Genomic DNA, 25,095 nt, shown 5'->3' with positions numbered 1-25,095 from the left:
GACACCCTGACCACGCCTACGCTAGGAGTGATCACCGGCGACGAGCGGGGAAGTGAGAGCCGTGCGCGACGAACTGACTCGGAAACGCCGGGCGGACGCCGAGGACAACCGGCGCCACCTCGTCGCGGTCGCGCACACGGCGTTCGCGCGGCACGGCCCGGACCTGCCGGTGCGCGAGATCGCGCGGCGCGCGGGCCTGGCTCCCGCGACCGTCCACCGGCACTTCCCGTCCCGCGACGACCTCCTCGCGGCCGTGCTCGCCGGTCAGGTGCAGCGGTGCGAGGGCCAGCTGCGGGCCGCGCTCGCCGACCCGGACAGCCGTCGTGCGCTGACCCGCACGTTCCACCGCTTCGGCGAGTGGCGGGTCGAGGAGCCGGGGCTCATGGGGGTCCTCGGAGGACCGGAGTTCGCCGACCGGCGCCGGGCGCACGCCGAGGCGTTCGCGCGGCTGGTCGAGCGGGCCCGCGCCGAGGGCGTCCTCCGGTCCCGGGTGTCGCTCGAGGACGTCCGGCTCGCGCTGACGGCGACCACGTCCGCGCGGACCGGCCCGGCGGCCCGGCGGCTGACCGCGGTGCTGCTGACCGGCCTGCTGACCTGAGTCCCCCGACCGGCCCTTATGGACCGTGGCCGGCCCGGCGAAGATGGCCGGGGACGGACGAAGGAGTAGTCGTGAACGAGTTCGAAACCGCGCTGACGTCGGCCTTCGGGACCGGGCCTGCCGGCGTGCCGGGGCTGACGGTCGTCCCGCTCGACGGCCGCGCGGCGGCCGGGACCCAGCTGCTGTGCGTGGGGGACGGCTCGGTCAGCCCCTGCGTGACCGACGGCCCGGAGCGGGGCACGACCGCCGGGTGACCGACCCGGTCGGGTTCAAGCGCCACCTGAGCACGGCGGTGGTGCCCGGCGACGCCGTGTACGTGCTGTCCGAGGACGGCGCCACGGCGCTGAGCGGGCCGCACGTCGAAGCGCTGGTCCCACTGCTCGACGGCACCCGGGACTTCGCCGCGCTTCGCCGTGACCTGCCCGAAGACGTTCCCGCCGCCGAGGCCGCCGGGGTGCTGAACCGGCTCGCCGAGGAGCAGCTGATCGGCCTGCGGCGGCCGGGTGCGGCCTACTGGGACGCGGTGGGTGTCGAACCCGCGTCCGGCACGGTCGCGCTCGTGGGCGCGGATCCCGCGGCGTTCCGCGCGGCCGGGCTGACGGTCGTCGACCACGACGCCGACCTGACTGTCTTGCTGTGCCGTGATTATCTCGATCCGAGACTGTCCGAAGTGGACGCGGAGCACCGCGCGACCGGACGTCCGTGGCTGCTCGCCAAGACCGTCGGCGCGCGGGTGTGGATCGGCCCGTTCTTCATCCCCGGCGACGGCCCCTGCCGGCACTGCCTCGCCACGCGGTTGTGGGGCAACCGCGCAGCCGAAGCGCACGTGCGGGACGCGCTCGGCCTGCCCGGCCCGCTCCCGCGCCCCGAGGTCACGCTCCCGTCGCTGTCCGCCGTCGCACTGAACCTCGTCGCGCTGGAAGCGGTCAAGTGGCTGGCCGGGCAGCGGTACCCGGGCCAGCGTGCACTGTGGACGTTCGACAGCCGGGACCTGACCGGCGAACGGCACGAGGTGCGCGCCCGGCCGCAGTGCGCGTCCTGCGGGAACCCGGAGCTGGTGCGGGAACGGGCACGCCGTCCGGTGGTCCTCGGCCGGCCCCGCGCGGTGCCGCCGGAGCGGGTGCTCGAGACGTATCGCCACCTGGTCAGCCCGTTGACCGGGGTCGTCAGGGAGCTGCGCCGCGATCCGCGCGGCCCGGCGTTCTTCACCGCGGTCCGGTCCGGGCCGAACGTCGTGCCGGGTCTGCGTGGCGCGGACCGGCTCGGGGCGGCGCTGCGCGCGGAGAACGGCGGCAAGGGCGTCACGTCGCTCGACGCCGAGGTCAGCGCGTTGTGCGAAGCGCTCGAACGGCACAGCGCCCGGTTCGACGGCGACGAGGAACGGGTGCGCGGCAGCTTCCGGTCCCTGGGGGACCAGGCCGTGCATCCCGACACCTGCCAGCTGTTCCACGAGCGCCAGTACGCCGACCGGGCGCGCGAGCCCTTCGACGACGACGCCGAGCTGGACTGGACGCCGGTGTGGTCGCTCACCCGCGGCGAGCACCGGCTGTTCCCGACCGCCCTGCTGTACTTCGGCGCGCCCGGACCGGCCTCCGTCGCCGCCGATTCGAACGGCAACGCGGCGGGCGGCACCCTCGAAGACGCCGTGCGGCGAGGGATGCTGGAGGTCGTGGAACGCGACGCCGTCGCGCTCTGGTGGTACAACCGCACCCGGCAGCCGGGCGTCGACCTGCCCGCCGACCCGTGGACCACCGAGCTGCGGGAGGTGTACGCCGGGCTGGGCCGCGAGGTGTGGGCCCTGGACGTGACGTCCGACCTCGGCGTGCCGGTCCGGGCCGCCGTGTCCCGGCGCACCGGGGCGCCCGAGCAGATCATGCTGGGCTTCGGCGCGCACCCCGACCCGGCCGTCGCGCTGCGGCGCGCGCTGACCGAGCTGAACCAGCTGATGCCGGCGGTCCTCGACGGCCGGCTCGGCGACCACCCGCCCGCGGCGCGCTGGCTGCGGGAGGCGTCGGTCGCCGAGCACCCCCATCTGCTCCCGGCGCCGTCCGCGGCCGTCCTGCCGACGAATGTCCTTCCCGTGCAGGGGAAACTCGAGCGCGCCGGGCTGGAGGTGTTCGTGCTCGACCAGACGCGCCCGGACATCGGCCTGCCCGTGGTGAAGGTGCTCGTGCCGGGGATGCGGGGATTCCGGGCGCGGTTCGCGCCCGGCCGGCTCTACGACGTGCCGGTGCGGCTCGGCCGCCTGGCCGAGCCGACCGCGTACGAAGACCTGAACCCGATGCCGATCTTCCTGTGAGTCAGCACTGCCCGTCGGCGAGGACCCAGTAGCCCGAGGACGTCTCGCGCAGGGCGTGCGTGGTGAACGTGTTCCACAGGCCCATGGCCTGGTTGGAGCCGTTCGCGTACACCTGACCGGCGCTCTGGTGCGCGCGGCCCGCCTGCGTGTGGGCGTAGTTGCTCGCGTTCACGCACGTGCCCGACGGCGGAGGCGTCGTCGTGGTCGTCGGCGGAGTGGTGGTCGGCGTGGTCCCGGATCCCTTGTCCAGCCCCCAGAACACGCCCGTGTAGTAGCTGGAGCAGATGCCCGCGAGGAAGTACGCGCCGGTGCTGCCGCACTGCGTCGCGCCGGTGCCCGGGTCGACCGCGGTGCCGTGGCCCATCCCGGCGATCGAGTACAGCTGGACCTTGTCGCCGTAACTCGTCAGCGTCGTGCTGCCGGGCAGGGACTGCGTGCTCGTCGGCGTCTGCGAGAGCCCGTGCACCGCGGTCCACTGGTCGCGCAGCTCGGTGCCGTTGACCGGGTAGACCGTGTAGTCGCCGGTGCCCTGCCAGATCGCGACGCGCGGCCACGGCCCGGAGTAGCCCGGGTACTGGGCCTTCACCTTCGAGGCCCACTGCGCCGGCGTCAGGTTCTGGTTGTTCATCTGGCAGCCCGACGCCTCGGTGATGCTGGTGGCGCACTGCGCGGGGATGCCGGCGTTGATGCCGCCGCCGGCGAAGACGTCCGGGTAGGCGGCGAGCAGGTCCGCGGTCATCGCGGCGCCGGCCGAGAGTCCCGTGACGAACACGCGCGAGCGGTCCGAGGAGTGGTCGCCGGCCGCCTTGTCCACCATCGACTTGATCGACGCGGCCTCGCCGTTGCCCCGGGTGTCGTCGGCGGTGGCGAACCAGTTGAAGCACTTGAGCGAGTTGTTCGCGGTCGACTGCTGCGGGAACACGACCTCGAAGCGCCACTTGTCGGCCAGCTTTGGCCAGCCGGAGTGGGCGTAGTAGTCCGAGGCGCTCTGGGTGCAGCCGTGCAGGGCGACGACCACCGGACGGCCGGTTTCGAGCCCGGACGGCGTGTAGGTGTACATCGCCAGCGCGCCGGGGTTGGCCCCGAAGTTCGCCACCTGGACCAGGGACGACGGCGGCGGATCGGCGCTCGCCACTCCGACGGTGGTGAGCACGGCGGCGGTGATCGCGGCGAGGCCGGCGAAGGCGAGCTTGCGCATGGTGGCGTCCTTCTCGTCGTTGAGAGGGTTTCCAGTGACGCTAGGACGGTCCGCTGGTTCGGACCATGTGGCCGTCCACCACATCCCCGGGGCGATTCATGGTGACCGGCGGGATGGCTCTCGCCGGGGGCACGCGCTTGGGTTCTGTTCCAACGAGACCGGAGGTGGACCGTGCGCAGATGGCTGGTCGTGGTTCTGGCAGGGGCGCTCGCGGCGGCGTTGCCCGCATCGGCGTCGGCTTCGCCCGGGGGCTGCCGGGTGGCCGTGCCCGGGGCCGAGAAGTCCGTGTCGGCGTGCCTGGACGACCTGACGACGACCGGCACGCTCGCGTCCGGGCACACCGTCGAGGCGGACTGGGCCGGGCTGACGTCGGCGGGGCTGCCGACGTACGGCCGGGTGCCCGGCGTGCAGGTCGACGGGTACTTCCCGGACACCTCGACGGCGAACGCGAACAACGGCTGGAACCACGACTCGCAGTTCGTGCTGCGCCTGCCGGCGCGCTGGAACGGCGGCCTGGTCGTCTCCGGGGCACCGGGCGTGCGGCGGCAGTACGCGAACGACCGCGCGATCGGCGACCAGGCCCTGGCCGAGGGCTACGCGTTCGCCGCGACCGACAAGGGCAACACCGGCGCCGCGTTCTACGCCGACGGCGTCCGGCCGGGTGACGCGCTGGCCGAGTGGAACACGCGCGTCACGCAGCTGACGCTGGCCGCCCGCTCGGCCGCGGCCGCGCACTACCGCCGTCCGGTGACGCGGACGCTGGCCGCCGGGCTGTCCAACGGCGGGTACCTCGTGCGGTGGCAGCTGGAGAACCGGCCGTGGCTCTACGACGGGGGCGTCGACTGGGAAGGGACGCTGTGGCGTGCCGATGGGCCGAACTTGTTCACGTTCCTGCCACCGGCGTTGAAGGCGTACCCGGCGTACGCGGCGGGGTCGCCGGAAGCGCATCAGTCCATTTTGGACGCCGGGTTCGCGCCGGGCTCGGAGTTCCTGTGGGACTACCACTACCGCGTCTACTGGGACCTGACCCAGCGGATCTACCGCGAAGAGGTCGACCCGTCGTTCGACGGTGCGCTGTCGGCCGGAACGCCTTTCTGCGCTTCGGGAACGCCGTCTTGTGACGCGGACTACGAGTATGCTTCGCGGCCCGCTTCGGTGGCGCGGGCGGTGGAGCGGATCTCGCTGACCGGGCGGATCGGCAAGCCGCTGCTCACGCTGCACGGGACGCTGGACACGCTGCTGCCGATCACCCGGGACTCCGATGTGTACGACCGGATGATCACGTCGGCGGGACGCGGGTCGCTGCACCGGTACTACCGGGTGGTCGACGGCAACCACGTCGACGGGCTGGCCGACGTGTACCCGGACCGGCTGAGGCCGCTCGGTCCGTGCTTCCGGACGGCGTTCGACGCGCTGGGCGGGTGGCTGCGCGGGGTGCGTCCGCCGGCTTCGGGAACGATCGCGCGTCCCGCCGGCGCGACCCCGGCCGACCTGGCCCGCACCTGCTCGCTGGTCAGTCACCCTTGATCAGGTGGCCGGCCAGGGCGGGGCTGAACGTGCCCGCCGGGATGCCCGCGCCGTAGCCGCAGCTGCCGTCCGAATCGCCCGGGACCTTGATCCACAGCTGCATCTCCGGGCCGCCGCCGAGCTGGGCCGGGGCTCCCAGCTTGCGCTTCGGCGGGTTGCACCACTCCGCATCGGTGCCGTGGCCGTTGCCGTTGCGGCTGGTGTCCACGACGAACGGTGCCGCGTAGCCCAGGGCCGCGTCGACCGCCTTGCCGTACGTCGTCGAGTCGGCCGTCGTGGAGAAGTTCGACACGTTCAGCACGAACCCGTGGATGGATCCCACACCCGCCGACTTCAGCCGCGAGGCCATCGTCGCCGCCGGGATCCACGTCGCGTTGCCGCCGTCCAGGTACGCCCAAGTGTTCGGCGCCTTCTGCTTGAACTGCGTCGCCGCGTAGTTCAGCAGGTCGAGCCGGGTCTGGCGGGCGTCGCCGGGGAGGCAGTCGAGCTGGGCGAGCGCGTCCGGTTCGATGATCACGACCGCCGGCTTGCCGCCGATGCCGTCGGCGAACGCGGAGATCCAGTCGCGGTAGGCCTGCGGGCTGCCCGCGCCGCCGCTCGAATCGCCGCCGCAGTCACGGCCCGGGATGTTGTACGCGACCAGCACCGGCAGCTTGTCGGCGACGTCGGCGGCGTAGGTGAACCCGTCGACCGCCGTGCGGACGTCGCCGCTCCAGGCGCCGAACCAGCGGGCGCCAGGCTTGGTCGCGATGGACGCCTTGATCGGGCCCGCGAGGCTGTCGCCGGGGTGGTCTCGGACCCACACCGCCGGGTTGGAGCCGGGATCGACGTAGAAGCCGTTCGTCTTCTCGAGCGGGTTGCCGTCGGCGGCGAGCGCCGGGGCCGCGAGCCCGGTGAGCGCCAGCGTCGCGGCCACGAGGATGGTCGTAATGCGCATTCGGCGAGTTTGCCGCGGCGGCGTACACGGGGCGTACAAAAGATAAAGTGAACCGGACGCGGCCGACGCCCGTACTACCTGGTGAGGGGCTCGTCGCTGCTACCCTTAAAACCGGCTCCCACCTGCGGTTTCGCCGTCCGGACGGGCCACCCCGCCCGGCCGCTTGCGGGAGCGTCGCCCGTCGTTCATGATGGGGTTCCGGGGTCCGCGAAACATTCGTTCACGTCGAATATCCAGGTGTCGGCCATGCTTCGGAAGAACCGCAAGTCCGGAAGTGAACGCCATGCTGCTACCCGTCGCCGAGGCCTCCTGATGGCCGCGGCCCTGTCCGGTTTCGCCATCATCGCGGGCCTGCTGCTGCCCGCGCTCGCCGCGGCGGCCTGGGCCATCACGCTCGAACGCCGGCCCCGCCGGGTGACCGCCGGCTCCGAGCCGGATCCCGAGCCGGACTGGACGGTCGCCGGGATCCAGGCCCGCCTCCGCTTCGAACAGGCGGCCCGGCGGTTCGCCGAGGCGGGCACGATCGCGCTGCCGACCCTCCCGATCCCGGAGCAGACCGGCCGCGACACGTCCCCGGACCGGCTGCCGTGGCGCGTGCCGCGCACGATCCCGCCCGCCGGCCCGCCCTCGGGCCGCTTCCTGGCGCCCCGGCTGGCGTTCGCGGCCCCGGACGGCGAGCTGATGCGGCGCATCCTCGAGGGCCTGCGCAAAATGGACTGACCCCGGTGTCGATCCGCGGTTCGGCCGTTCGTACAGGAGGTGACCAGCCACCTGGACGGAAGGACACCCCATGCGTTCGATCAGCGTCACCATGAGCGTCACCCTCGACGGCGTCGTGCAGGGCCTCGGCCGGCCCGACGAGGACACCCGCGGCGGCTTCGCCCACGGCGGCTGGGGCACCGGCTACTCCGACGACGTCATGGCCCGCGAGATGGGCAAGGGCATGAGCCGCGCCGGTGACATGCTCTTCGGGCGGCGGACCTGGGAAGACTTCATCGGCGCGTGGGCCGGGCGCGAGGACGGCAACCCTTTCACCACCCACATGAACGGCGTCACCAAGTATGTCGCGTCGACCACCCTCGAGGACGCCGGGGCCTGGCAGAACTCCGTGCTGCTCGCCGGGGACGCCGAGAAGACCGTCGCCGAGCTGAAGGCCGGGCCCGGGAACGACCTGTCCGTCATCGGCAGCGCTTCGCTCGTGCACTCCCTGCACGCCGCCGGCCTGGTCGACCGCTACACGCTGCTGATCCACCCCTTGACCCTGGGCGCGGGCCTGCGCCTGTTCGAGGGACCGGCGCCGCTCACCGAGTTCACGCTCACCAGCAGCGTCCCGACCACGAAGGGCGTGCTCATCGCCCAGTACGAGCGTCGGTGAGTGCCGCCGGGGACTCCGCCTCCGGGATCAGCAGCCGGGCCGTGCCGGAGCCGTCGGCCGGGACCGACCAGACGTCCGCGTGGCCGGGCCCGCGCGGCACGCTGTAGCCGATCGTGCGGTCGTCGAGCCACGCCGGCTGGTCGTCGACGCTGCGGGTCTCGGCCAGCGGCGTCACCGCCGAGCTCGCCAAGTCCACAACGGACAGCCGCCAGCCCTTCGCCGGGTCGTCGTCCACAGCGGACTTGAACGCGACGCGGGTCCCGTCCGGGGAAAGGGACGGGCATTCGACATTCTCCCGCAGCGTCCGGATCGTGTGCGCGGCGAAGTCGCCCGCGACGAGGTAGCGGTGCCCGGCCGTCGACATCGTCGCGTAGAACCGGCGGTCGTCGCGGGTGAACGTGACGCCCCAGAAGTTGAGGTCCGCGGCCTGGTAGGGCTTCCCGTCGAGCGTCACCGCGTAGTCCTCGAGGGTCCCGGCCAGGTCGCCGGTCGCGGTGTCGAGGATGCCGGCGCGGGTGGAGAACATGCCGCCGTTGTAGGAGTCGCCGGTGACGAACACCGTCCACGCCAGCATCCGGCCGCTCGCCGACACCCGCGCCCGGTTCGGCAGCCCGACCAGCGGGATCTCCCGGCGCACCGCGAGGCCCGCGTCGAGCACCGCCAGCTGGTAGGTGGTCAGGTCGCCGTCCTGGCGCAGGCAGAGCCCGGTGCCGCCGGCGGCGTACACCCGGCTGCAGGACAGCGGCGACACGGTCCGCGCGCCGCCGGGGTCGGCGACGGACACGGTGGCGACGTGCCCGCGGTCGGCGTCGGCGGTGCTGCGGAACAACAGCCGCGGGCCGGGGGAGAGGCTGACGACACCGGTCGCGGCGACGTCGTGACCGCGCGCGCTCGCGAACCCGACGTACGCGACCGCCGCCCCGGCCAGCACCAGCACGCCGGCGATCGCGATCAGGATCCGCGTCTTCACGAGGCCGCCTTCCGGGGCGAGAGCACCACGAACGTCACGGCGATCGCGATCACCGCCGCCCCCGCGGCGGCGCCGATCGCGAGCCCGGCACCCCAGAACTGCCAAGCCAGTCCGAAAAGGACGGACGAGGCGAAGTAGGCCAGCGCTTGCGCAGTCTGCACCAGCGAAATCCCCGTGGTGCGCAACGATTCCGGCAGCAGCGGACCGGCCAGCGCCATCAGGACGCCGTCGGTCGCCGCGTAGAACGCGCCGTACAACGCGAGCGCCAGGACGAACAGCGGCCAGCCGGACACCGGCCCGGCCAGCAGCAGGTAGACGAGCGCGAGCGCGCCGTAGCCGCCGAGCACGACCGGCAGCCTGCCGACCCGGTCGGCCAGCACGCCCAGCGGCGCGGCCAGCAGCAGGTAGCTGAGGTTGGTGCCGACCGCGAGCAGTGGGAACCAGCCGGTCGCGATGTCCTCCTTGTGCTGCAGCAGCAGGTAGACGAACCCGTCGCCGACCGTGGCCAGCCCGAGCACGCACGCCGCCACGAGCAGGCGCCGCACGCCGCTGCCGCGCAGCAGGGCGGCTGCTGAGCGCGGCGAGACCGGTGTGGCGGCCGCTTTCGGCGTCCGGTGGTCGCGGACGAACAGCACCAGCAGCAGCACGCCGATCGCGGCGACGCAGAAGCTGACGACGAACACGGCGTCGAACGCCTCGGGATTCGTCGCGCCGACCGCCGCCAGCACGGCGAGCGCGACCAGCGGCCCGGCGAACGCGCCCACGCTGTCCATCGCCCGGTGTACGCCGAAGGCGCGGCCGAGCAGCGGCTCCGGGGCCGAGAGGGTGATCAGCGCGTCGCGCGGCGCCGTCCGCAGGCCTTTGCCGGTGCGGTCGAGGGTGATCACGGCGCCGATCGCGGCCGCCGACGCCCCGGCGGCGAGCAGGCCGAGCTTCGCCACCGCGGACAGCGCGTAGCCGGCGCCGGCGACGACCTTGCGGCGCCGGATCCGGTCCGAGACGTACCCGCCGACGATCCGCAGCAGCGCCGTCGCGCCGGTGTAGAGGCCGTCGACCAGGCCGTACGCGGCGGGACTCAGGTGCAGCCCGAGCACGAGGTACACCGGCAGCACCGCGGTGACCATCTCCGAAGAGACGTCGGTGACCAGGCTGACGGCGCCGAGCGCGAAGACGTTCGCGCCGACCGCCGAGAGCTTGCCTTTCGCGGCGTGCTCTCGGCGGCCGATGGTGGCGAGGTACACGCGGTTACTGCCAGACGTCGAGGATCGGCGACTTGCTCGCGGCGCCGCCGATGCCCGGCAGGCCGTAGGACGCCTCGATCGTGCGCAGCACGGTGTAGTGGTTGATCGACTCGCTGTAGCTGCCGACCTGGACGTGCGCGCCGGTGAAACTGGTGAAGATCTGGTTCACCGACGTGCCGCTGTCCTCGTCGAAGGTGGTGATGAGCAGGCTGTTGTGCGTCTTGGCCCACTGGGCGTAGGCGTCGAGGTGGTTCTTGAGCCAGGTGTCGCCGGTGCCGACCGAGCAGTCGTGCATGTCGGAGCACATGTTCGGCGTGACGAAGGCGACCGTCGGCAGCTGGGTGAAGTCGGTGGGGAAGTTCGTGTAGCGGAGGTTGCTCGCGGCCGGGACGTTGGAGAAGTCGACCCAGCTGTTGTGCTTGCGCATGTAGGTGCCGCTGGAGCAGCCGGTGTAGCCGTCCGAGGGCATCGACTCGGAGTAGCCCTTGAAGGTCTTGCCCGCGCCGATCAGCTGCTGGCCCAGGTTGTCCTTGGCGCCGAGGTTGGCCGGGCAGCTGTCGCTGGTCACGCCCTGCGTCGCGCCGGAGAAGAGGGCGACGTAGTTGGGCTGGCTCGGGTGGGTGATGGCGAAGGAGTTGGTGAACTTCGCGCTCTGCGAGGCGAGGGTGTTGAAGTAGGGGGCGCTGGAGCTGCCGTTGATCGAGGAGTACTTCTTGTTCTCGAACATCACGAGGACGATGTGGTCGAACGCCGGGACGGTCGACGCGGTCGGCTGCACCGCGGTCGGCTCGTCCGTTCCGGTGACGACGACCGCCGTGACGACACCGGCTGTGACCAAGGTGGCGGCGGCGAACGCGGCGAAGATCCGCTTGCGGATCATGGGTCCTCCAACGGTGGCGGGTGAGGGCGCCTCATGATGCCCACGCCACGGAGCCGGGACGCGGCTTGTCGTGGTCCGGTTCGTGAACACCAGGGAACCTCCGGCGGACAACGGAAAGAGTGGGTTAATGGCTTTCCGGTGTCAACCTCCTAAGGTAGGTGCCCACCGTGTCCACTGTGGACGGCCAGGGAGTTGACAGGTCGCTCCCAGGTCGTTCAAAGGAACGGCGCCGAGACTCGGTCCCATGGAACCCGACACGACAGGCGCGGCGGCTCGCCGCGAGCACGGCAGGCGCAAGGCCGCCCTGGTCACCGCGACGGTGGCGGTGCTGGGCGCGGCCACGGCCGGCGCGATCGGCTTCGGCCTTTCGACGGCTTCGGCCACGTCGACTTCGACTTCGGACTCGGGCAGTACGGTCGGCTCCCAGGACCAGCTCCAGTCGTCGGACAGCGGCGTGAGTTCTGGTTCGGGCAGCGCGCACACGGGCTCGGGCGCATCGTGACCACGGCGGCGAGGGCATTCCCGGCCCTGGGCACGACGGCATCGGTGGTGGTCACCGACCCCGGCCGTCTCTCGGAGGCGGCTGCGTTGTTGAGCGAGGAGCTTGACGCGATCGACCTGGCGTGCAGCCGGTTCCGGGCGGACTCGGAGATCTCCCGGTTGCACGAGCAGGCCGGGCGCCAGGTCCGGGTGGGGGAGCTGCTGGCGGAGGCATTGGGAGCGGCATTGCGCGCGGCCCGGCTGACCGGGGGTCTGGTGGATCCGACGGTCGGGGCCGCGGTCCGGGCGTTGGGGTACGACCGGGACTTCGCGTTGATCAGCGGTGGCGCGGCCGACCCGGCTCGGCCGACGGCCGCGCTCGGCGGTGATCGGCCTGGTTCGGTTTGGCCGGGTGGCGGGATGCCGGACCCGGCCGGCGGGGTGCGCGGTGCGGGTGGGCCGGCCGCCTCGGCTGCTGCCGCCTCGCCTGGCGCGGCCGGGACAGCCGCGCTCGGCGGTGATCGGCCCGGTTCGGGTTGGCCGGGTGGCGGGATGGCGGACCCGGCCGGCGGCGTGCGCGGTGCAGTCCGGCCGGTCCACGCCACCCCCGCGCCCGGCTGGCACCGGGTCCTCTTCGACCCCGCCCTCCGCCTGGTCGTCCTCCCGCGTGGCGTCCAGCTCGACCTCGGCGCCACCGCCAAAGCCCTCGCCGCAGACCGCGCCGCGGGCCGGATCCATGCTGCCCTCGGGTGCGGTGTCCTCGTCAACCTCGGGGGTGACCTGCGCGTCGCCGGGCCGGAACCTACCGGCGGCTGGCAGGTCGCACTCGGCGATGACCATGCCGACGCCGTCGCCCGGCCGGATGGGCAAGTCGCCCTCACCGCCGGTGGCCTCGCCACTTCCGGTACCGCCAGAAGGCGCTGGCGCCACGCCGGGCGCACCGTGCACCACATCGTCGACCCGCGCACCGGCGATGTCGCCGAACCGCTGTGGCGCACCGTCTCCGTCGCCGCGAAGTCCACTGTGGACGCCAATACCGCGAGCACCGCCGCCGTCGTCCTCGGGGCGGATGCGCCGGGCTGGCTGGCAGCGCGACGCCTGCCCGCGCGGCTCACCTCCGACGCCGGCGACGTCGTCACGACGCCGGGCTGGCCCGCCGAAAGGAGAGCCGCATGAGCTCCGCCGTCTGGTACTTCAGCCGCGCGACCGGCCTCGTCTCGCTCGTGCTCTTCACCGGCGTCGTCGTCCTCGGCGCGCTCGGCGCCGGCCGGTTCGCGACGCGGGCGTGGCCGCGGTTCACCGTCGCCGCGCTGCACCGGAACCTCGCGCTGACCAGCCTCGCGTTCCTCGGCGCGCACATCGCGTCGGCGATCCTCGACGGCTACGTCTCGCTGAGCTGGCTCGACGTCGTCGTCCCGTTCGGCTCGGCCTACCAGCCGCTCTGGGTCGGCTTCGGCGCCGTCGCGATCGATCTGCTGCTCGCGATCGTCGTCACCAGCCTGCTCCGCACGCGCATCCCGCCGCGGGCCTGGCGCGCCGTCCACTGGCTGGCCTACCTCTGCTGGCCGGTCGCGCTGGTGCACGGCTTCGGCATGGCCGAAGACGACGCCGCGTACGGCTGGATCGTCGCCCTCGACGTGCTGTGCGTGCTGGCCGTCCTCGGCGGCGTCGCCTTCCGGGCCACCCGTCAGGACGCCGACACCGCGACCCGCAAGCTCTCGCCGCTCGGAGGCACTCGATGACCATCCTGCCGCCCCACCGCCTCGACCTGGCCGGCCACCGGCGTCGCAACGGCGTCGTGCCCTGGGTCGCCTACCACGGTGACGACGGCCGCGACCGGCTGATCGCCGCCGTCGCCGCGGCGGACCTGCGCGGCCGCGGCGGCGCGGGCTTCCCGACCGCGGTCAAGCTGCGCTCGGCCCGCGCGCCACGCTCGATCGTCGTCGCGAACGGATGCGAAGGCGACCCGCTCAGCCACAAGGACGCCGCGCTGCTGACGCTGTCCCCGCACCTGGTGCTCGACGGCCTCCAGTTGGCCGCGCACGCCATCGGCGCCGGGGAAGCGATTCTGTGCGTCCACGCGGGCAGCCCGGCGCTGCCGAGCGTCTTCGCGGCGCTCGCCGAACGCGACGACGGCGTGCCGGTGCGCGTCGAGGAAATCCCGCGGCGGTACGTCGCCAGCGAGGAGACCGCGCTCGTCCACCACCTGACGTCCGGCGACGCGCGGCCGCTCGGCAAGTCGCCGCGGCCCGACGAACGCGGGGTGCGCGGCCGGCCGACGCTCGTGGACAACGTCGAAACGCTGGCGCAGCTGGCCTTGGCGATCCTGCTCGGCCCGCAGCACTACCTTTCCGCCCGCCGGGACCTGGTCACGGTCACCGGTGCGGTCCGGCGGCCCGGGGTCGTGGAGGTAGCTCCGGGAGCGTCCGTGGCCGCGGTGCTGGCGGCGGCGGGCGGCGAGGCCGAGCCGGTCCAGGCGGTGCTGACCGGCGGCTACGGCGGGACCTGGACGTCGGATTTCGCGGTCGGCGTGTCGGGGATCCCGGCGGTGTACGCGCTGCCGGCCCGGGCGTGCGGGCTCGAGTACACGGCGAAGGTGCTGGCGTTCCTGGCGGCCGAGTCGGCCCGGCAGTGCGGGCCGTGCATGTTCGGCCTCCCGGCGATCGCGGCGGACTTCGCGGAGCTGCTCCGCGGTGGTCCTTCGACGGCCCGGCTGGCCCGCCGGCTGCCGCTGCTCACCGGCCGCGGGGCGTGCGCGCACCCGGACGGCGCGGCGCGGCTCGCGACGAGCGCGTTGCGGGTGTTCGGTCATGACGTGGCGGCGCACGCGGCCGGTGGCCGGTGCCGGGTTCTGGAGAGTGTGGCGTGAAGGTGACGGTGGACCCGATCGGGTGCCGGGCGCACGGCCTGTGCGCGGACCTGCTGCCCGAGGCGGTGCGGCTGGACGAGTGGGGTTATCCGATCGTGAAGCCGGGCCCGGTGCCGCCGGAGCTGGTGGCCGAGGCTCGGCGAGCGGCGGCCGCGTGCCCGGCTTTGGCGTTGCGGCTGCGAGCGCGGTAATCCGGTCGTCGCGGCGGCGGCGGGTCGTTAACCTCCGGACCATGGACCTGATCGACCGGATTCGCGGCGCCCGGCTGGTCGGTGTGCTGAGCGGTGCGGGGATCTCCACCGCTTCCGGCATCCCCGACTACCGCGGGCCCGACGGCGTCTGGACGCGCTCGCCGAGCGCCGTGAACGCCTTCACACTGAAGAACTTCCTCGCCGACGCCGATGTGCGCCGCGAGTTCTGGCGCAGCTACACCGGCCACGCCGCCTGGCGCGCCGAACCGAACGCCGCCCATCGCGCCCTCGCCGACCTCGATGGTGACGGCGTCGCCGTGCGCGTGCTCACCCAGAACGTCGATGGCCTGCACCAGAAAGCCGGCCTCGTCGCGCGGAAGGTCCTCGAACTGCACGGCTCCATGCACACCACCGCGTGCACCGGCTGCGCGGCGCGGTTCCCGACCACCGAAGTGCTGGAGCGCGGCGAGGACGACCCGCGGTGCCCGGAGTGCGGCGGGATCCTGAAGCTCGACGTCGTCCTTTTCGGACAGACGCTGGACGGCGACCTCCTGGGACGCGCACGCAGTGTCGCCGCGGCGAGCGAGGTCTTCCTGGCCGTCGGCAGCTCGCTGCAGGTGGAGCCGGCCGCGTCGCTGTGCACCATCGCGGCGCAGGCGGGGGCGACGCTGGTGATCGTCAACCGCCAGCCCACGCCGTACGACGAGGAAGCCGATTTCGTGCTGCGCGAGGACATCGAGACGGTGGTCCCGGAACTCTGCGCGGCGGTGCGCGCGTGATCCGGGAGGCCCACGCCGACGACTGGCCGCGGATCTGGCCGATCGTCCACGACGTCGTCACCGAGCAGCGGACGTTCCCCTACGACCCCGCGATGACCGAACCCGAGGCCCGGCGGAGCTGGCTGCTCGCTCCGCCGGCCCGGGTGGTGGTCGCCGTGGACGGGGAGCGGGTGACCGGGACCGCGAACATGTACGCCAACCGGCCCGGCCCCGGCAGCCACGTCGCCTCCGGCAGCCTGATGGTCGCGAAGGAGGCGCGTGGCACGGGGGTCGGCCGCGCCCTCGCGACGGATCTGGTCGCCTGGGCCCGGGACAGCGGGTTCGCGGCCATCCAGTTCAACGCGGTCGTCGAGGTGAACACGGCGGCGCTCCGGTTGTACGAGAGCCTCGGGTTCGTCACGCTCGGCACGGCGCCGGGAGCGTTCCGCCATCCTGATCACGGCGACGTCGGGCTCCGCATCCTGTGGCTGGACTTGCGCTAGAGCCGCCGGGTAGCGCGCGCCCAAGCTTGGTCGAATTCGGTGGCTTCGACGCGCGAGGCCGCGAATTCCTGCTGCGCGTCGATCTCCTCCAGCGGAGGGACCACGACCTGGCCCAGGCCCGTGCCGCCCACCTCGTGCTCCTCGTCGGCCCAGCCGAGCCGGCCGTCGCGGAAGAACTCCACCTTGCGGCGTTCGTACCCGTCCGGACCGATCTCACTGACGATGGCGACCGGATCGTCGGCGAAGTCGTGCTCCCACCGGACCCGCAGGTACCAGAAGCCCGTCATGCGGGACGGATCGCGTCGACCAGCATCCGTACCAACTCGTCGCCCTCGACCGTCCACTTCTCCTTCGCCAGGTGGCCGCTGAGCTCCAGCCCCGCGATCCCGTGTGCGCTCGACATCAGCAGCGCGCCGTAGCGGCGCGCGTCCCCTTCGCCGACCACGTCGGCGACCAGCGTCAGGAACTCGTTCTCCACGCGGGTCGCCGCCGCGGCGGCGACCGGGTCGCCGCCCACCGGGGTGCTGAACATCAGCGCGTACAGGTGCGGTTGCCGGCGGCCGACTCCGATGAGCGTCAGCAGGCCGCGCTCGAGCCGGGCGCTCGCGGTGACGTCGAGGTCGGCTCGCAGCTGTTCCACCTCGTCCGCCACCGAGTTCCACGCGTCGACGGCGAGCGCGGTCAGCAGGTGCTGCTTGTCCTCGAAGTGCCCGTACGGCGCGCCGCGCGAGACGCCGGCGCGGGCCCCGACCGCGCGGAGCGTCACCGCGTCGGGGCCGCCTTCGTCGAGCAGTTCGGACGCGGCCCGCACGAGGGCGGTCCGGGTCGCAGCGGCGGCTTCGGCTCGCGTCACCATGACGCCGAGCATAGTTGACAGTGTCACATGAGCTGCGCATAGTAGTTCATGTGACAGTGTCAGATCAAACCGGGATCATGGTCGTCACCGGCGCCTCGACCGGCCTCGGGGCCGCCACGGCCCGCGAACTCGCCGCGCGCGGCTACCACGTCCTCGCCGGCGTCCGCCGCGAAGCCGACGGCGACGCGATCCGCGCCGACGGCGTCGAGCCAGTGCTCCTCGACATCACGCGACCCGAGCACGTCGAGGCCCTGGCCGGCCGCATCGCCGCCGATCCGGACCGCCGCCCGCTGCGTGCCCTCGTCAACAACGCGGGCATCTCGGTCAACGCCCCCGTCGAAGCGCTGCCCTTGGCCGAGTGGCGGCGGCTGTTCGACGTCAACCTGTTCGGGCACATCGCCGTCACGCAGGCGCTGCTGCCGTTCCTCCACCGCAGCCGCGGCCGGATCGTGAACATCAGCTCGGTCGGCGGGAAGGTCGCGATGGCCACGTACGGGCCGTATGCGGGGACGAAGTTCGCGCTCGAAGCGGTCAGCGACTCGCTCCGCCGCGAACTCGCCCCGCACGGCGTGCAGGTCGTGGTCGTCGAGCCCGGCGCCGTCCGCACCGAGATGGGCGACCGCGGCGCCGCCACCGCCACCGGCCTCGCCGAACAGATGACCCCCGAACACCAGCAGCGCTACGGCGGGCTCGTCAAGGCCGTCGTCGCCCACTCGCAGCGGTTCACGCGGGCCGGCATGCCCGCGGACGCGGCCGGCTCGATCGTCGCCAAGGCCGCCACCGCCCGGCGGCCGCGCACGCGCTACACGATCGGCCGCGACGCCGCCTTCCTGACTCGCCTCACGCGCGTCCTGCCCGACCGGCTCCTCGACCGGGTGACCGCGGCGACGCTCCGGCCGTACCTGCCGTAGCCCGGTTCAGGCGGACGCGAGCGGCACCGTCGCCAGCAGGTGACGCGCGGCGACGCTTGCGCCGTCCGCGCGCACCCGGCCCGAGAACTCCCGCGCCCGCGTCGCCACTTCAGGGCGCAGTGCGACTTCGAGCGCCGAAGTCAGTCCTTCCGCCGTCGGCACGCCCGGCTCGGTCGCCGCGCCCAGGCCCAGGTCGCGGACCCGGCCGGCGAAGTAGTGCTGGTCGTACATCTGCGGCACGACCACCTGCGGGGCGCCCGCGCGGGCCGCCGTGGTCGTCGTGCCCGCGCCGCCGTGGTGGACGACGGCCGCGACCCGCTTGAACAGGGCCTGCTGGTTGACCTCGCCGATGCCGAGGCAGTCCGGCGCGTCGTCGGCGACGAGGTCCGCCCAGCCGCGGGCGACGATCGCCCGGCGGCCGTGCGCCCGCGCCGCCGCGAGCGCGGCCACGGCGACCTCGCCCGGCGCGCGCATGCTGCCGAACCCGAAGTACACCGGCGGCTCGTCGGCGTCGAGGAACTCGCTCAGCTCGTCCGGCAGGGGCCGCTCGTCCGGCCAGATCCAGGCTCCCGTCTGGACGATCCGCGGGTCGCCCGGCTCCGGCCACGGCGCCAGCGCGGCGTCGGCCGCGAGCCACGGCCGGTCGCTGAAGACGTGACTCGGCAGATCATCGACCGGAGCCTGCCCGGCCGCCGCCCGGTATTCGTTGACCTTTCCGCCGAAAAAGACGTTCCAGCGCCGCGCGTCTTCGTCCCAAAGGGCGCGGTTTCCCGCCTTTCCGGGCGTCCGCCACGGCATCGGCGGCGGCGCGTGCCGATCGGACGGCAGGGTGATGGGGCAGAAGCTCGCGTAGACGTAGGCGGCGCCCGACCGCTGCGCGACCGAGCGGGTGGCGAACTGCAGCGCACCGCAGGCGACCAGGACGTCACACCCCTCGGCGGCGACGGCGATCGTCTCGAACTGGGTCGTGACGGTGTCCTCGGTGGACTTCCGGATCTGGTCGGGTGTCGGCTCGGTCCGGTGCGCCGACGCCGTCCCGCGCAGCTCGGGACCGATCGGCACGACGTCGAAGCCCAGTTCTTCGAGCCAGTCCCGGAAATCGGGCGGCACGCACAGGCGGACGTCCTGCCCGAGAGCGCTCAGTTCCGAGGCCAGCGCCAGCACCGGCTGCACTTCGCCCCGCGACCCGATCGTGGACAGCAGCACACGCATGAAGGAATCCCCTCGCCGAAAAAGGTGAGCCCGGATTGTGGACCCGCACCGGGGTCTTGCCGCAAGCCCCGGGGTCGGCTATACCTTTAAGTGGGGAGAGGAAATCCTTCGCCGGTCCGGCGCGTCTTCACCCCAGTGTGAACGGATCCCGCGTTCCGCCGGTCAGCTCGACCCAGACGGCCTTGTCCACCAGGTACTCGTCCAGCGCGTGCACCCCGTTTTCCCGCCCCAGCCCGGAGTTCTTCACCCCGCCGAACGGCACCGACGGCGCCACCACCCGGTACGCGTTGATCCACACCGTCCCGGCCTTGAGCTTCGCGGCGACGCGGTGGGCGCGGTGCACGTCCTTCGTCCACACCGCACCGGCCAGGCCGTACGGCGTGTCGTTGGCCAGGCGGATCGCCGCGGCCTCGTCGGTGAACGTCAGCGCGGCCAGCACCGGGCCGAAGACCTCCTCGCGCACGACCGTCGACTCCGGCGTCACCCCGGTCAGCACGGTCGGGCGCACGAACAGCCCGCCCAGCGCCGGGTCCGCTTCGCCCCCGCAGACGACCGTCGCGCCTTCGGCCTTCGCCGTCTCCAGGTAGTGCAGCACCTTCTCGTACTGCGGCGCGTTCGCGACCGGTCCCATCTCGGTGTCCGGCTCGTTCGGGTCGCCGAGCCGGATCGCCGCGGCGCGCTCGGCGACCAGGCGGACCAGCTCGTCGTGGACGTCGGCGTGCACGATCAGCCGCGACCCGGCCATGCACGTCTGGCCGGTCGCGGCGAACACGCCGGCGACGACGCCGTTGGCCGCCGCGGCGAGGTCGGCGTCGGGGAACACCACCTGCGGCGACTTGCCGCCCAGCTCCAGCGTCACCTTGTTCAGGTTCTGCGCGGCGGCCACGGCGACCGCGCGGCCGGTGGCGGTCGACCCGGTGAACGCGACCTTGTCGACGCCCGGGTGCCCGGCGAGCGCGGCGCCCGTCTCGCGGGAGAGCCCGGTGACGACGTTGACGACGCCGGGCGGGAACCCGGCCTCGGTGACCAGCTCGGCCAGGCCGAGCGTCGAAACGGGCGAGTGCTCGGACGGCTTCACCACGACCGTGCACCCGGCGGCCAGCGCGGGCGCGAGCTTCCAGGTGAGCAGCAGCAGCGGCGAGTTCCACGGCGTGATGGCCGCGACGACGCCGGCCGGCTCGCGGCGGGTGTAGACGAGGTAGTCCGGGTTCGGCGCCGGGATCTGGCGGCCCTCGATCTTGTCGGCGAGGCCCGCGAAGTAGTGGTACCAGCCGCCCAGCCCGGTGAGCTGGCCGATCATCTCGCGGTAGAGCTTGCCGGAGTCGTTCACTTCCAGCCGGGCGAGCCGCTCGGCGTGCTCGCCGATGAGGTCGCCGAGTCGGCGCAGCAGGGCGGCGCGCGCGAAGCCCGTGGTGGCGGCCCACTCGCCCTCGAGCGCCGCACGGGCCGCCGCGACGGCGTCGTCGACGTCTTCCGGACTGCCGTCCGGCACGACCGCCCACGGTTCGCCGGTGTAGGGGTTCGGGGAGCCGAACGTCCGGCCGGAGCGAGCGCCGACCGCTTTTCCGTTGATCAAAAGAGAAAACCGGGGGAGAGGGTCGCCCATGGTCCGTCCTCCTCGACGTCGAGCCGTGACGCTCTCAGCCTGCACCCGCGCGGGTGCCTGACGTAACCTTTGACGAAGAACCCGCACCGGTGGGAAAAACCCGGTTGGCAGGAGGTCTCGATGACACTTCGCAGCGTTCTCTTCGAAGACGAGGTCATCCTGTCCGTCGACGGTCTCTTCGACGGCGGGCTGGCCGCCGCGTACCACCAGGCGGTCGAAGACGCCTACGCCGCCGGAGCCCGCCGGCTGGTGGTGGACCTGACCATGGCCACGGCCGTCGACGGCGGCGGGGCGGCGGTCCTGGCCGCGACGGCGGCCGGCTGCGCGGCCCGGGACACCCACCTGATCATCGCGATGCCGGGCGGCGTCGAGGCTGAGGTCCGGGACCCGGCTCAGGTCAGGCTGCTGCTGCGCAGCTTCGAACCCTGGCAGGACGCGGGCTAGCGCACCCGGACCGTCAGCCGGAAACTGTGCAGCTCGGTCTCCGGTTCCCACGGGCGGGCGTGGCGCGCCACCAGCGTCGTCTCGCCCGGCCCGTCCGCGTGCAGGACGAACCGGTGCTCGCCGGTGCCGCCGGCCCGGTCCGCTGCCGGGTGGAGAGTCTCCTCGACCACCCGCAGCGGCGGCTCCGGACCGTCCAGCACCCACTGGTAGCCGGTGCCCGCGTTCTCGGGCAACCGCAGCTCCAGCCGCTCGCCGGGCGCGACGTCCGCCGCCGCGCCGTCGGCTTCGAGCGTGAGGACCTTCACCAGAGGTAGATCTCGTGGACCAGCCCGTCGGCGGCCTCGGGATAGGTGATCGAACCGGCCAGCCGGCCCGACGACGCGAGGGCCAGCAGCGCCTCGTGCACGCTGTCGCTGTTCGTCGCGAGGCGCTTCCAGCCGACTCCGTCGACGTAGGCGTACCCGTTGCGGTCGGCGTTGTTCGTCCAGAGCGCGAGCACCTTCTTGTTCGACTGCCAGGCCGCGGCGGTCGTGGCCGCGGCGACGGTCTGCGGCGCACCCGGCGGGCTCAGCACCGGCTCGGCGCCCGGCTCGACGGTGAGCGACGTCGTCGTGGCGTGCAGCTGGTCCGGGGTGAGGGGCTGCGGTGCGGTGTCGGGGCTGGCGGTGGGTACCACGGCCGTCGGAGCGGCGGACGGGCTTGTCGATGCGGTCATCTCGCGGCTCCTAGAAGACGTAGGTCTCGATGATCGTGCCGTTGCTGGTGAACGCGTTGACCGGACGGCCACCCTGCTTCGCGGCGACGAGCTCGGTGAGCATGGCTTTGTTGATCACCTCGTCGTCGGCGGCGAGGTGGAGCCAGCCCAGGTCCTTCAGGTACGCCCAGGTGTTGCGGTCCTGGTCGTTGCTCCACAAGCCCAGCACCGACGTCGAGCCGCTCCACGAGCGCAGGTTCACCGCGCCGACCTGCTCGACCTGCCAGGTCTCGATGCCGCACTCGCCGTAGGCGATCCGGAAGAAGCCGCCGTCGCCCCAGCTGGTGTTCCAGCTGTTCTTCGCGATCCAGCAGCCCTGGGCGTCGTCGTAGCCCACGAGCGTGACGCAGTGGCCACCGGCCAGCGCGCCGGTGACGTGGCGGTACACGCCCGTCTGGTAGGAGAAGAAGTCCTGGTACACGAGGAAGCACGCGATGAGCGCACCGCAGGCGGCGAGCTTCTCCTTCATCGCCGCCGGGTTGCCGGTCAGCGCGGTGTAGGACGGCGTGGTCGCGAGCCGGTTCGGCCAGTCGGCGTTCAGCTTGGCGCCGGAGCGGTTGCGCGGGCTGTACGGGAAGTAGTCCTCGTAGGTGATGCCGACGTCGTGGCAGGCCTTCAGGGCCCGGTCGGGCATCCAACCGGTGTCGCAGGTCGCGCCGTCGTTCGCGCCGTGGGTGTAGAACAGGTGCGCCTCGGACAGGTCGAGCTTCAGGCCCGGCTGCCCGCGGGTGTAGGCGGCGACGGTCTCCATCGCGGCGACCGTGCCGAACGAGACGCAGGAACCGCAGTCGCCCTGGTCCTTGACGGCCGTGACGTAGTTGGCGCCGCCGGCGTTGCGGCTGTCGAACTGCGCGGGGGCACCGGCCCCGGAAACCGCGCCGGCGCGGGCGGCCTCCCCGGCGGTGAGGGACTTCGCCTGCGTTTCCAGCTCACGCCGTTCGTTCTCCGGCGGCAGCGGCACACCCAGGCGGTGCCGGCGCTGGTCTTCTTCGAGAATGGTCATGGAGTTCTCGCCCATGACCCACGGATGGCCCTGTGCGGCCAGTTCGGTGCGGACCCGGTCGAGCTCGACCGGCGGCGCGGGGGTGGTGGGATCGGCCATGCTGACTCCCCAATCTGGAACGCCTCGCGGGCGTTGCGGTGGCCGTGCCCGACCTGTTTTACGCCGGGCCGGGTGCGGTCACCAGGGGTGTCATCCCTTTGCCGAGGAGCAGTTTTGTGGCGGTGCGGAAATGATCTGTAAGTCAGGAAATCTCGACGCTCACGCCGTTTTCGGCAGGTGTTTCCCGGGACAGTTCTTCGGCGAAGATGGTGTCGATCTTCCGGGCCGCGGTCCGCAGTTTCACGACGCCGGCGACGAGCAGCACGAGCGCGGTGGCGGGCACGACGAGCAGCACCGGCGGCCAGCCGGCACCGACGACGGCGCCGGTGGAGATCACCGCGCACAAGAGGAAGAGCGTCCTGACGGCAACGCGCGGCCACGTGGCGCGGGGCTTGGCGTGCCGCCCGCGCGGTGTTCCGAAAACCGGCCGCACGAGGGCAGCGTGGACACTCATCAAGACCTCCGGAAAGTCGTCGAACCGGCCGGGCGGGGATTCCCGGCGGTGGTGCCCGGGGCGGAAACCCGGTGCGGACACGTGGTGTGAGTCGGCACGGGGCGGGTTCCGGTTACCGGTCGTTATTGCTTCGAGTCCGAATTCGGGGAAACAATTCGAGACGACTTACGTTTTATGGGGAATGGGTTTCGGGCGCTAGGGCCGTTGGGCCCGGATCGGCCCGGCCGGTGGTCCTAGTCGTGGCCCGGGCCCTTGCCTTTGCCCTTGTTGATGCCGTTGCCGTTGCCGTTGCCGTGCGGCTCGGTCTTCGGTGGTTTGCCGGGCTTCGTGGTCTTCGGCGCGGACTGGGCCGGCCGGGTGACGGCGGCGGGTTCGAGATCGGCGGATTCGGTGACGGCGGGGCCCGCCGGATCCGGCGTCCCGGACCCGGCGAGCGGCTCTGGGGTGGGAGCGGAGGAACTGGGCGCCGGCGGCTGGGCGGGAGTGCGGGTCTCGGGTGCGTGCGAGGAGAGCACCATGGCGGAGACGGCGGCAACGGCGGCGGCGGTAAGCCCGGCGGCGGCGGTGAACCGGCGACGCTGAGCGGGGAGGCTGGCTGCTGACAGGCCTACGGCGGCGAGGATCTTGCGTGGGCCGCTGGGGGTGGTGGCTTGGTGGGGGATCCCGGTGTCGGCCAGGGTGGGATCGAAGGGGCCGCTCGCCGGGGCATCGAACGGGCCTCGGTCGGTCGAGGTGTGTGCGCGCGGGTCCGGGTGGCCTGGCGTGGAGTCGGTCGGCTGGTGGTCGCCGGCCGCGCCGGGTCCGCTCGCCGGGGCGTCGAACTGGCCGGAGTCCCCGGCGATCGCCCCACCGACCTGCCCGCCGTCGGCCTCCGCGGCCCGGCGCCGGCCCGTCGCGCCCAGCAAGCCGCGGCCCGCCGGAGTCGCGCGGTGCCACCTTCGCAGCATCCCCGCCGCGGCGAACCGGCCTCCGGTGGCCCATGGCAACGTCGGTGGCGGGGCGTGCAGCAGCCGGCGCACCTCGTCCGCCGTCGGGCGGTCGGATGGCTCTCGCCGGGTCATCCGGCGGATCGTGTGCGCCAGCGAGGGCGGCAGCCCCTCCGGGATCCGGGGCGGGCGGGTCAACCGGGCCATGGCCGCCTCGATCATCGTGCCCGCGTACTCGCGGTGGCCCGTCACGCACTCCAGCAAGATCAGCCCGAGCGCGTACACGTCCGCCGGTGGGCCTGCCGGCTCGCCGCTGACCTGCTCCGGTGCCAGGTACGCCGCCGTGCCCGGGACCACGCCCGTGCCGGTGATGTGCGTCGTGTCGAGGGCGTGGGCGATGCCGAAGTCGCCGATCAGCGGGCCGTGCGCGGACAGGAACACGTTGGCGGGCTTGAGATCCCGGTGGACGATCCGCCGCGCGTGGACGTGGGCCAGCGCCTCGGCGAGACCGTCGGCCAGCGCCGTCACCCGGTCCGTCGGCATCGGGCCGCCCAGCAGCCGCTCCGCCAGGTTCTCGCCCTCGACCAGCTGCATCACCAGGTACGTCCGGCCGTGGTCGGTGCCGCTGTCGAGCAGCGCCACCACGCCCGGGTGGGTGATGCCGGCCTGGATGCTCATCTCGCGCAACCGGCGGCGCTGGTCCAGCGCGACCACGTCCCGGTCGTAGACCTTGACCGCGACCTCCCGCTCGAGCCGCAGGTCGTAGGCGCGGTACACGCGCGCCGAGCCGCCGCTGCCGATCAGCCTGCCGACCTCGTAGCGCCCGGCCAGCAGCTCCGGCGGACGCTCGTCGAGCGGGCGCGGAGTGACGGCGAACTCGCCGAGGTCGAAACGAGCACACGTGACGTCGTCCGCGTCGCTCATCGGCGCGTTCCCCGTTCTCCCGCCGTCGTCGGCCACGGCCGCGATGTACCCCGATCGCGTGAGCGGCAAACGTCAAAAGA

General features: G+C 72.9%; 29 protein-coding genes. 15 read left to right on the top strand and 14 right to left on the bottom strand.

Annotated features, from left to right (window positions below; translation table 11 throughout):
- Positions 1–61 precede the first annotated feature (61 nt).
- From QSK39_RS22915 to QSK39_RS22905, 3 genes are all read left to right on the top strand, one after another.
- The gene (locus QSK39_RS22915) at positions 62–598 is read left to right on the top strand and encodes a TetR/AcrR family transcriptional regulator (protein WP_285479822.1); all 537 of its coding nucleotides are present in this window, start codon (positions 62–64) and stop codon (positions 596–598) included.
- 71 nt (positions 599–669) lie between these two features.
- Positions 670–852, top strand: coding sequence for a hypothetical protein (locus tag QSK39_RS22910; RefSeq protein ID WP_285479821.1), 183 nt, complete (start codon positions 670–672; stop codon positions 850–852).
- Complete coding sequence (locus QSK39_RS22905; protein WP_285479820.1) at positions 849–2,897, top strand: TOMM precursor leader peptide-binding protein; 2,049 nt, start codon at positions 849–851, stop codon at positions 2,895–2,897. Before QSK39_RS22910 ends, QSK39_RS22905 begins: the two co-directional genes overlap by 4 nt.
- A gap of 1 nt (position 2,898) precedes the next feature.
- Here QSK39_RS22905 and QSK39_RS22900 read toward each other — a convergent pair whose 3' ends face one another.
- On the bottom strand, positions 2,899–4,095 hold the full coding sequence (locus tag QSK39_RS22900) for an extracellular catalytic domain type 1 short-chain-length polyhydroxyalkanoate depolymerase (RefSeq protein WP_285479819.1): 1,197 nt from the start codon (positions 4,093–4,095) through the stop codon (positions 2,899–2,901).
- Positions 4,096–4,284: 189 nt separating this feature from the next.
- On the opposite strand from QSK39_RS22900, the gene QSK39_RS22895 reads away from it, so the two are divergent.
- A complete protein-coding gene (locus QSK39_RS22895; protein WP_285479945.1) occupies positions 4,285–5,622 on the top strand; it encodes a 3-hydroxybutyrate oligomer hydrolase family protein in 1,338 nt (445 codons plus the stop codon).
- Here the strand turns inward: QSK39_RS22895 and QSK39_RS22890 are convergent.
- On the bottom strand, positions 5,609–6,559 hold the full coding sequence (locus QSK39_RS22890; protein WP_285479818.1) for a glycoside hydrolase family 6 protein: 951 nt from the start codon (positions 6,557–6,559) through the stop codon (positions 5,609–5,611). The genes QSK39_RS22895 and QSK39_RS22890 overlap by 14 nt on opposite strands.
- A 312-nt stretch (positions 6,560–6,871) precedes the next feature.
- Between QSK39_RS22890 and QSK39_RS22885 the strand changes: the two genes are divergently transcribed.
- A complete protein-coding gene (locus QSK39_RS22885; protein WP_285479817.1) occupies positions 6,872–7,279 on the top strand; it encodes a hypothetical protein in 408 nt (135 codons plus the stop codon).
- Between the two features lie 70 nt (positions 7,280–7,349).
- Positions 7,350–7,934: a dihydrofolate reductase family protein gene (locus QSK39_RS22880; protein ID WP_285479816.1), complete on the top strand. Its 585-nt coding sequence runs from the start codon at positions 7,350–7,352 to the stop codon at positions 7,932–7,934.
- On the opposite strand, the gene QSK39_RS22875 is transcribed toward QSK39_RS22880, so the two are convergent.
- From QSK39_RS22875 to QSK39_RS22865, 3 genes are read right to left on the bottom strand one after another with little or no spacing between them, the layout of a single operon-like run.
- Positions 7,909–8,904, bottom strand: a complete 996-nt coding sequence (locus tag QSK39_RS22875) for a TolB-like translocation protein (RefSeq protein ID WP_285479815.1) — start codon at positions 8,902–8,904, stop codon at positions 7,909–7,911. The genes QSK39_RS22880 and QSK39_RS22875 overlap by 26 nt on opposite strands.
- Positions 8,901–10,145 (bottom strand): MFS transporter, encoded by a 1,245-nt coding sequence (locus QSK39_RS22870; RefSeq protein ID WP_285479814.1) that lies wholly within the window; start codon positions 10,143–10,145, stop codon positions 8,901–8,903. Before QSK39_RS22870 ends, QSK39_RS22875 begins: the two co-directional genes overlap by 4 nt.
- A gap of 4 nt (positions 10,146–10,149) precedes the next feature.
- A complete protein-coding gene (locus QSK39_RS22865; protein WP_285479813.1) occupies positions 10,150–11,025 on the bottom strand; it encodes an alkaline phosphatase family protein in 876 nt (291 codons plus the stop codon).
- Between the two features lie 244 nt (positions 11,026–11,269).
- On the opposite strand from QSK39_RS22865, the gene QSK39_RS22860 reads away from it, so the two are divergent.
- From QSK39_RS22860 to QSK39_RS22830, 7 genes are read left to right on the top strand one after another with little or no spacing between them, the layout of a single operon-like run.
- A complete protein-coding gene (locus QSK39_RS22860) occupies positions 11,270–11,527 on the top strand; it encodes a hypothetical protein (protein ID WP_285479812.1) in 258 nt (85 codons plus the stop codon).
- Positions 11,524–12,681 carry an FAD:protein FMN transferase gene (locus tag QSK39_RS22855; RefSeq protein WP_285479811.1) on the top strand — a complete coding sequence of 386 codons (1,158 nt, stop codon included), beginning with the start codon at positions 11,524–11,526 and terminating at the stop codon, positions 12,679–12,681. The genes QSK39_RS22860 and QSK39_RS22855 overlap by 4 nt, the downstream gene beginning before the upstream one ends.
- A complete protein-coding gene (locus tag QSK39_RS22850) occupies positions 12,678–13,247 on the top strand; it encodes a ferric reductase-like transmembrane domain-containing protein (protein ID WP_285479810.1) in 570 nt (189 codons plus the stop codon). The genes QSK39_RS22855 and QSK39_RS22850 overlap by 4 nt, the downstream gene beginning before the upstream one ends.
- Complete coding sequence (locus QSK39_RS22845) at positions 13,244–14,374, top strand: NADH-ubiquinone oxidoreductase-F iron-sulfur binding region domain-containing protein (RefSeq protein WP_285479809.1); 1,131 nt, start codon at positions 13,244–13,246, stop codon at positions 14,372–14,374. Before QSK39_RS22850 ends, QSK39_RS22845 begins: the two co-directional genes overlap by 4 nt.
- Positions 14,371–14,565 (top strand): ferredoxin, encoded by a 195-nt coding sequence (locus QSK39_RS22840; RefSeq protein WP_285479808.1) that lies wholly within the window; start codon positions 14,371–14,373, stop codon positions 14,563–14,565. Before QSK39_RS22845 ends, QSK39_RS22840 begins: the two co-directional genes overlap by 4 nt.
- Positions 14,566–14,606: 41 nt before the next feature.
- A complete protein-coding gene (locus tag QSK39_RS22835) occupies positions 14,607–15,344 on the top strand; it encodes an SIR2 family NAD-dependent protein deacylase (protein WP_285479807.1) in 738 nt (245 codons plus the stop codon).
- Positions 15,341–15,826: a GNAT family N-acetyltransferase gene (locus QSK39_RS22830; RefSeq protein WP_285479806.1), complete on the top strand. Its 486-nt coding sequence runs from the start codon at positions 15,341–15,343 to the stop codon at positions 15,824–15,826. Before QSK39_RS22835 ends, QSK39_RS22830 begins: the two co-directional genes overlap by 4 nt.
- Here QSK39_RS22830 and QSK39_RS22825 read toward each other — a convergent pair.
- Positions 15,823–16,113, bottom strand: a complete 291-nt coding sequence (locus QSK39_RS22825) for a DUF6881 domain-containing protein (protein WP_285479805.1) — start codon at positions 16,111–16,113, stop codon at positions 15,823–15,825. The genes QSK39_RS22830 and QSK39_RS22825 overlap by 4 nt on opposite strands.
- Positions 16,110–16,682: a TetR/AcrR family transcriptional regulator gene (locus QSK39_RS22820; protein ID WP_285479804.1), complete on the bottom strand. Its 573-nt coding sequence runs from the start codon at positions 16,680–16,682 to the stop codon at positions 16,110–16,112. The genes QSK39_RS22825 and QSK39_RS22820 overlap by 4 nt, the downstream gene beginning before the upstream one ends.
- 50 nt (positions 16,683–16,732) lie before the next feature.
- Between QSK39_RS22820 and QSK39_RS22815 the strand changes: the two genes are divergently transcribed.
- A complete protein-coding gene (locus QSK39_RS22815; RefSeq protein ID WP_285479803.1) occupies positions 16,733–17,593 on the top strand; it encodes an SDR family oxidoreductase in 861 nt (286 codons plus the stop codon).
- A 6-nt stretch (positions 17,594–17,599) separates the two neighbouring features.
- On the opposite strand, the gene QSK39_RS22810 is transcribed toward QSK39_RS22815, so the two are convergent.
- Both QSK39_RS22810 and QSK39_RS22805 read right to left on the bottom strand, forming a co-directional pair.
- Complete coding sequence (locus tag QSK39_RS22810) at positions 17,600–18,805, bottom strand: glycosyltransferase (RefSeq protein WP_285479802.1); 1,206 nt, start codon at positions 18,803–18,805, stop codon at positions 17,600–17,602.
- Positions 18,806–18,932: 127 nt separating this feature from the next.
- On the bottom strand, positions 18,933–20,411 hold the full coding sequence (locus QSK39_RS22805; RefSeq protein ID WP_285479801.1) for an aldehyde dehydrogenase: 1,479 nt from the start codon (positions 20,409–20,411) through the stop codon (positions 18,933–18,935).
- 120 nt (positions 20,412–20,531) lie between these two features.
- On the opposite strand from QSK39_RS22805, the gene QSK39_RS22800 reads away from it, so the two are divergent.
- Positions 20,532–20,855 (top strand): STAS domain-containing protein, encoded by a 324-nt coding sequence (locus QSK39_RS22800; protein ID WP_285479800.1) that lies wholly within the window; start codon positions 20,532–20,534, stop codon positions 20,853–20,855.
- Here QSK39_RS22800 and QSK39_RS22795 read toward each other — a convergent pair.
- The 5 genes from QSK39_RS22795 to QSK39_RS22775 all read right to left on the bottom strand — a co-directional run bounded on the left by QSK39_RS22795 (position 20,852) and on the right by QSK39_RS22775 (position 25,015).
- Complete coding sequence (locus QSK39_RS22795) at positions 20,852–21,160, bottom strand: protease inhibitor I42 family protein (protein ID WP_285479799.1); 309 nt, start codon at positions 21,158–21,160, stop codon at positions 20,852–20,854. The genes QSK39_RS22800 and QSK39_RS22795 overlap by 4 nt on opposite strands.
- Positions 21,157–21,570, bottom strand: coding sequence for a hypothetical protein (locus QSK39_RS22790; RefSeq protein ID WP_285479798.1), 414 nt, complete (start codon positions 21,568–21,570; stop codon positions 21,157–21,159). The genes QSK39_RS22795 and QSK39_RS22790 overlap by 4 nt, the downstream gene beginning before the upstream one ends.
- 10 nt (positions 21,571–21,580) lie before the next feature.
- The gene (locus QSK39_RS22785; RefSeq protein WP_285479797.1) at positions 21,581–22,711 is read right to left on the bottom strand and encodes a C1 family peptidase; all 1,131 of its coding nucleotides are present in this window, start codon (positions 22,709–22,711) and stop codon (positions 21,581–21,583) included.
- A 142-nt stretch (positions 22,712–22,853) separates the two neighbouring features.
- The gene (locus tag QSK39_RS22780) at positions 22,854–23,165 is read right to left on the bottom strand and encodes a hypothetical protein (RefSeq protein ID WP_285479796.1); all 312 of its coding nucleotides are present in this window, start codon (positions 23,163–23,165) and stop codon (positions 22,854–22,856) included.
- Positions 23,166–23,398: 233 nt separating this feature from the next.
- Positions 23,399–25,015: a serine/threonine-protein kinase gene (locus QSK39_RS22775; protein WP_285479795.1), complete on the bottom strand. Its 1,617-nt coding sequence runs from the start codon at positions 25,013–25,015 to the stop codon at positions 23,399–23,401.
- Positions 25,016–25,095 lie beyond the last annotated feature (80 nt).

Source organism: Amycolatopsis sp. NBRC 101858 (assembly GCF_030269325.1).
Taxonomy (GTDB): Bacteria; Actinomycetota; Actinomycetes; order Mycobacteriales; family Pseudonocardiaceae; genus Amycolatopsis; species Amycolatopsis ponsaeliensis.
This window is presented reverse-complemented; position numbering and strand designations above follow the sequence as displayed.

What these genes read in the sequence shown, in the direction of transcription:
- QSK39_RS22900 (WP_285479819.1), bottom strand. Translation starts at nt 4,095, where the DNA reads ATGCGCAAGCTCGCCTTCGCCGGCCTCGCCGCGATCACCGCCGCCGTG.
- QSK39_RS22860 (WP_285479812.1), top strand. Translation starts at nt 11,270, where the DNA reads ATGGAACCCGACACGACAGGCGCGGCGGCTCGCCGCGAGCACGGCAGG.
- QSK39_RS22865 (WP_285479813.1), bottom strand. Translation starts at nt 11,025, where the DNA reads ATGATCCGCAAGCGGATCTTCGCCGCGTTCGCCGCCGCCACCTTGGTC.
- QSK39_RS22880 (WP_285479816.1), top strand. Translation starts at nt 7,350, where the DNA reads ATGCGTTCGATCAGCGTCACCATGAGCGTCACCCTCGACGGCGTCGTG.
- QSK39_RS22890 (WP_285479818.1), bottom strand. Translation starts at nt 6,559, where the DNA reads ATGCGCATTACGACCATCCTCGTGGCCGCGACGCTGGCGCTCACCGGG.
- QSK39_RS22850 (WP_285479810.1), top strand. Translation starts at nt 12,678, where the DNA reads ATGAGCTCCGCCGTCTGGTACTTCAGCCGCGCGACCGGCCTCGTCTCG.
- QSK39_RS22790 (WP_285479798.1), bottom strand. Translation starts at nt 21,570, where the DNA reads ATGACCGCATCGACAAGCCCGTCCGCCGCTCCGACGGCCGTGGTACCC.
- QSK39_RS22835 (WP_285479807.1), top strand. Translation starts at nt 14,607, where the DNA reads ATGGACCTGATCGACCGGATTCGCGGCGCCCGGCTGGTCGGTGTGCTG.
- QSK39_RS22775 (WP_285479795.1), bottom strand. Translation starts at nt 25,015, where the DNA reads ATGAGCGACGCGGACGACGTCACGTGTGCTCGTTTCGACCTCGGCGAG.
- QSK39_RS22800 (WP_285479800.1), top strand. Translation starts at nt 20,532, where the DNA reads ATGACACTTCGCAGCGTTCTCTTCGAAGACGAGGTCATCCTGTCCGTC.
- QSK39_RS22845 (WP_285479809.1), top strand. Translation starts at nt 13,244, where the DNA reads ATGACCATCCTGCCGCCCCACCGCCTCGACCTGGCCGGCCACCGGCGT.
- QSK39_RS22820 (WP_285479804.1), bottom strand. Translation starts at nt 16,682, where the DNA reads ATGGTGACGCGAGCCGAAGCCGCCGCTGCGACCCGGACCGCCCTCGTG.
- QSK39_RS22825 (WP_285479805.1), bottom strand. Translation starts at nt 16,113, where the DNA reads ATGACGGGCTTCTGGTACCTGCGGGTCCGGTGGGAGCACGACTTCGCC.
- QSK39_RS22780 (WP_285479796.1), bottom strand. Translation starts at nt 23,165, where the DNA reads ATGAGTGTCCACGCTGCCCTCGTGCGGCCGGTTTTCGGAACACCGCGC.
- QSK39_RS22810 (WP_285479802.1), bottom strand. Translation starts at nt 18,805, where the DNA reads ATGCGTGTGCTGCTGTCCACGATCGGGTCGCGGGGCGAAGTGCAGCCG.
- QSK39_RS22805 (WP_285479801.1), bottom strand. Translation starts at nt 20,411, where the DNA reads ATGGGCGACCCTCTCCCCCGGTTTTCTCTTTTGATCAACGGAAAAGCG.
- QSK39_RS22885 (WP_285479817.1), top strand. Translation starts at nt 6,872, where the DNA reads ATGGCCGCGGCCCTGTCCGGTTTCGCCATCATCGCGGGCCTGCTGCTG.
- QSK39_RS22785 (WP_285479797.1), bottom strand. Translation starts at nt 22,711, where the DNA reads ATGGCCGATCCCACCACCCCCGCGCCGCCGGTCGAGCTCGACCGGGTC.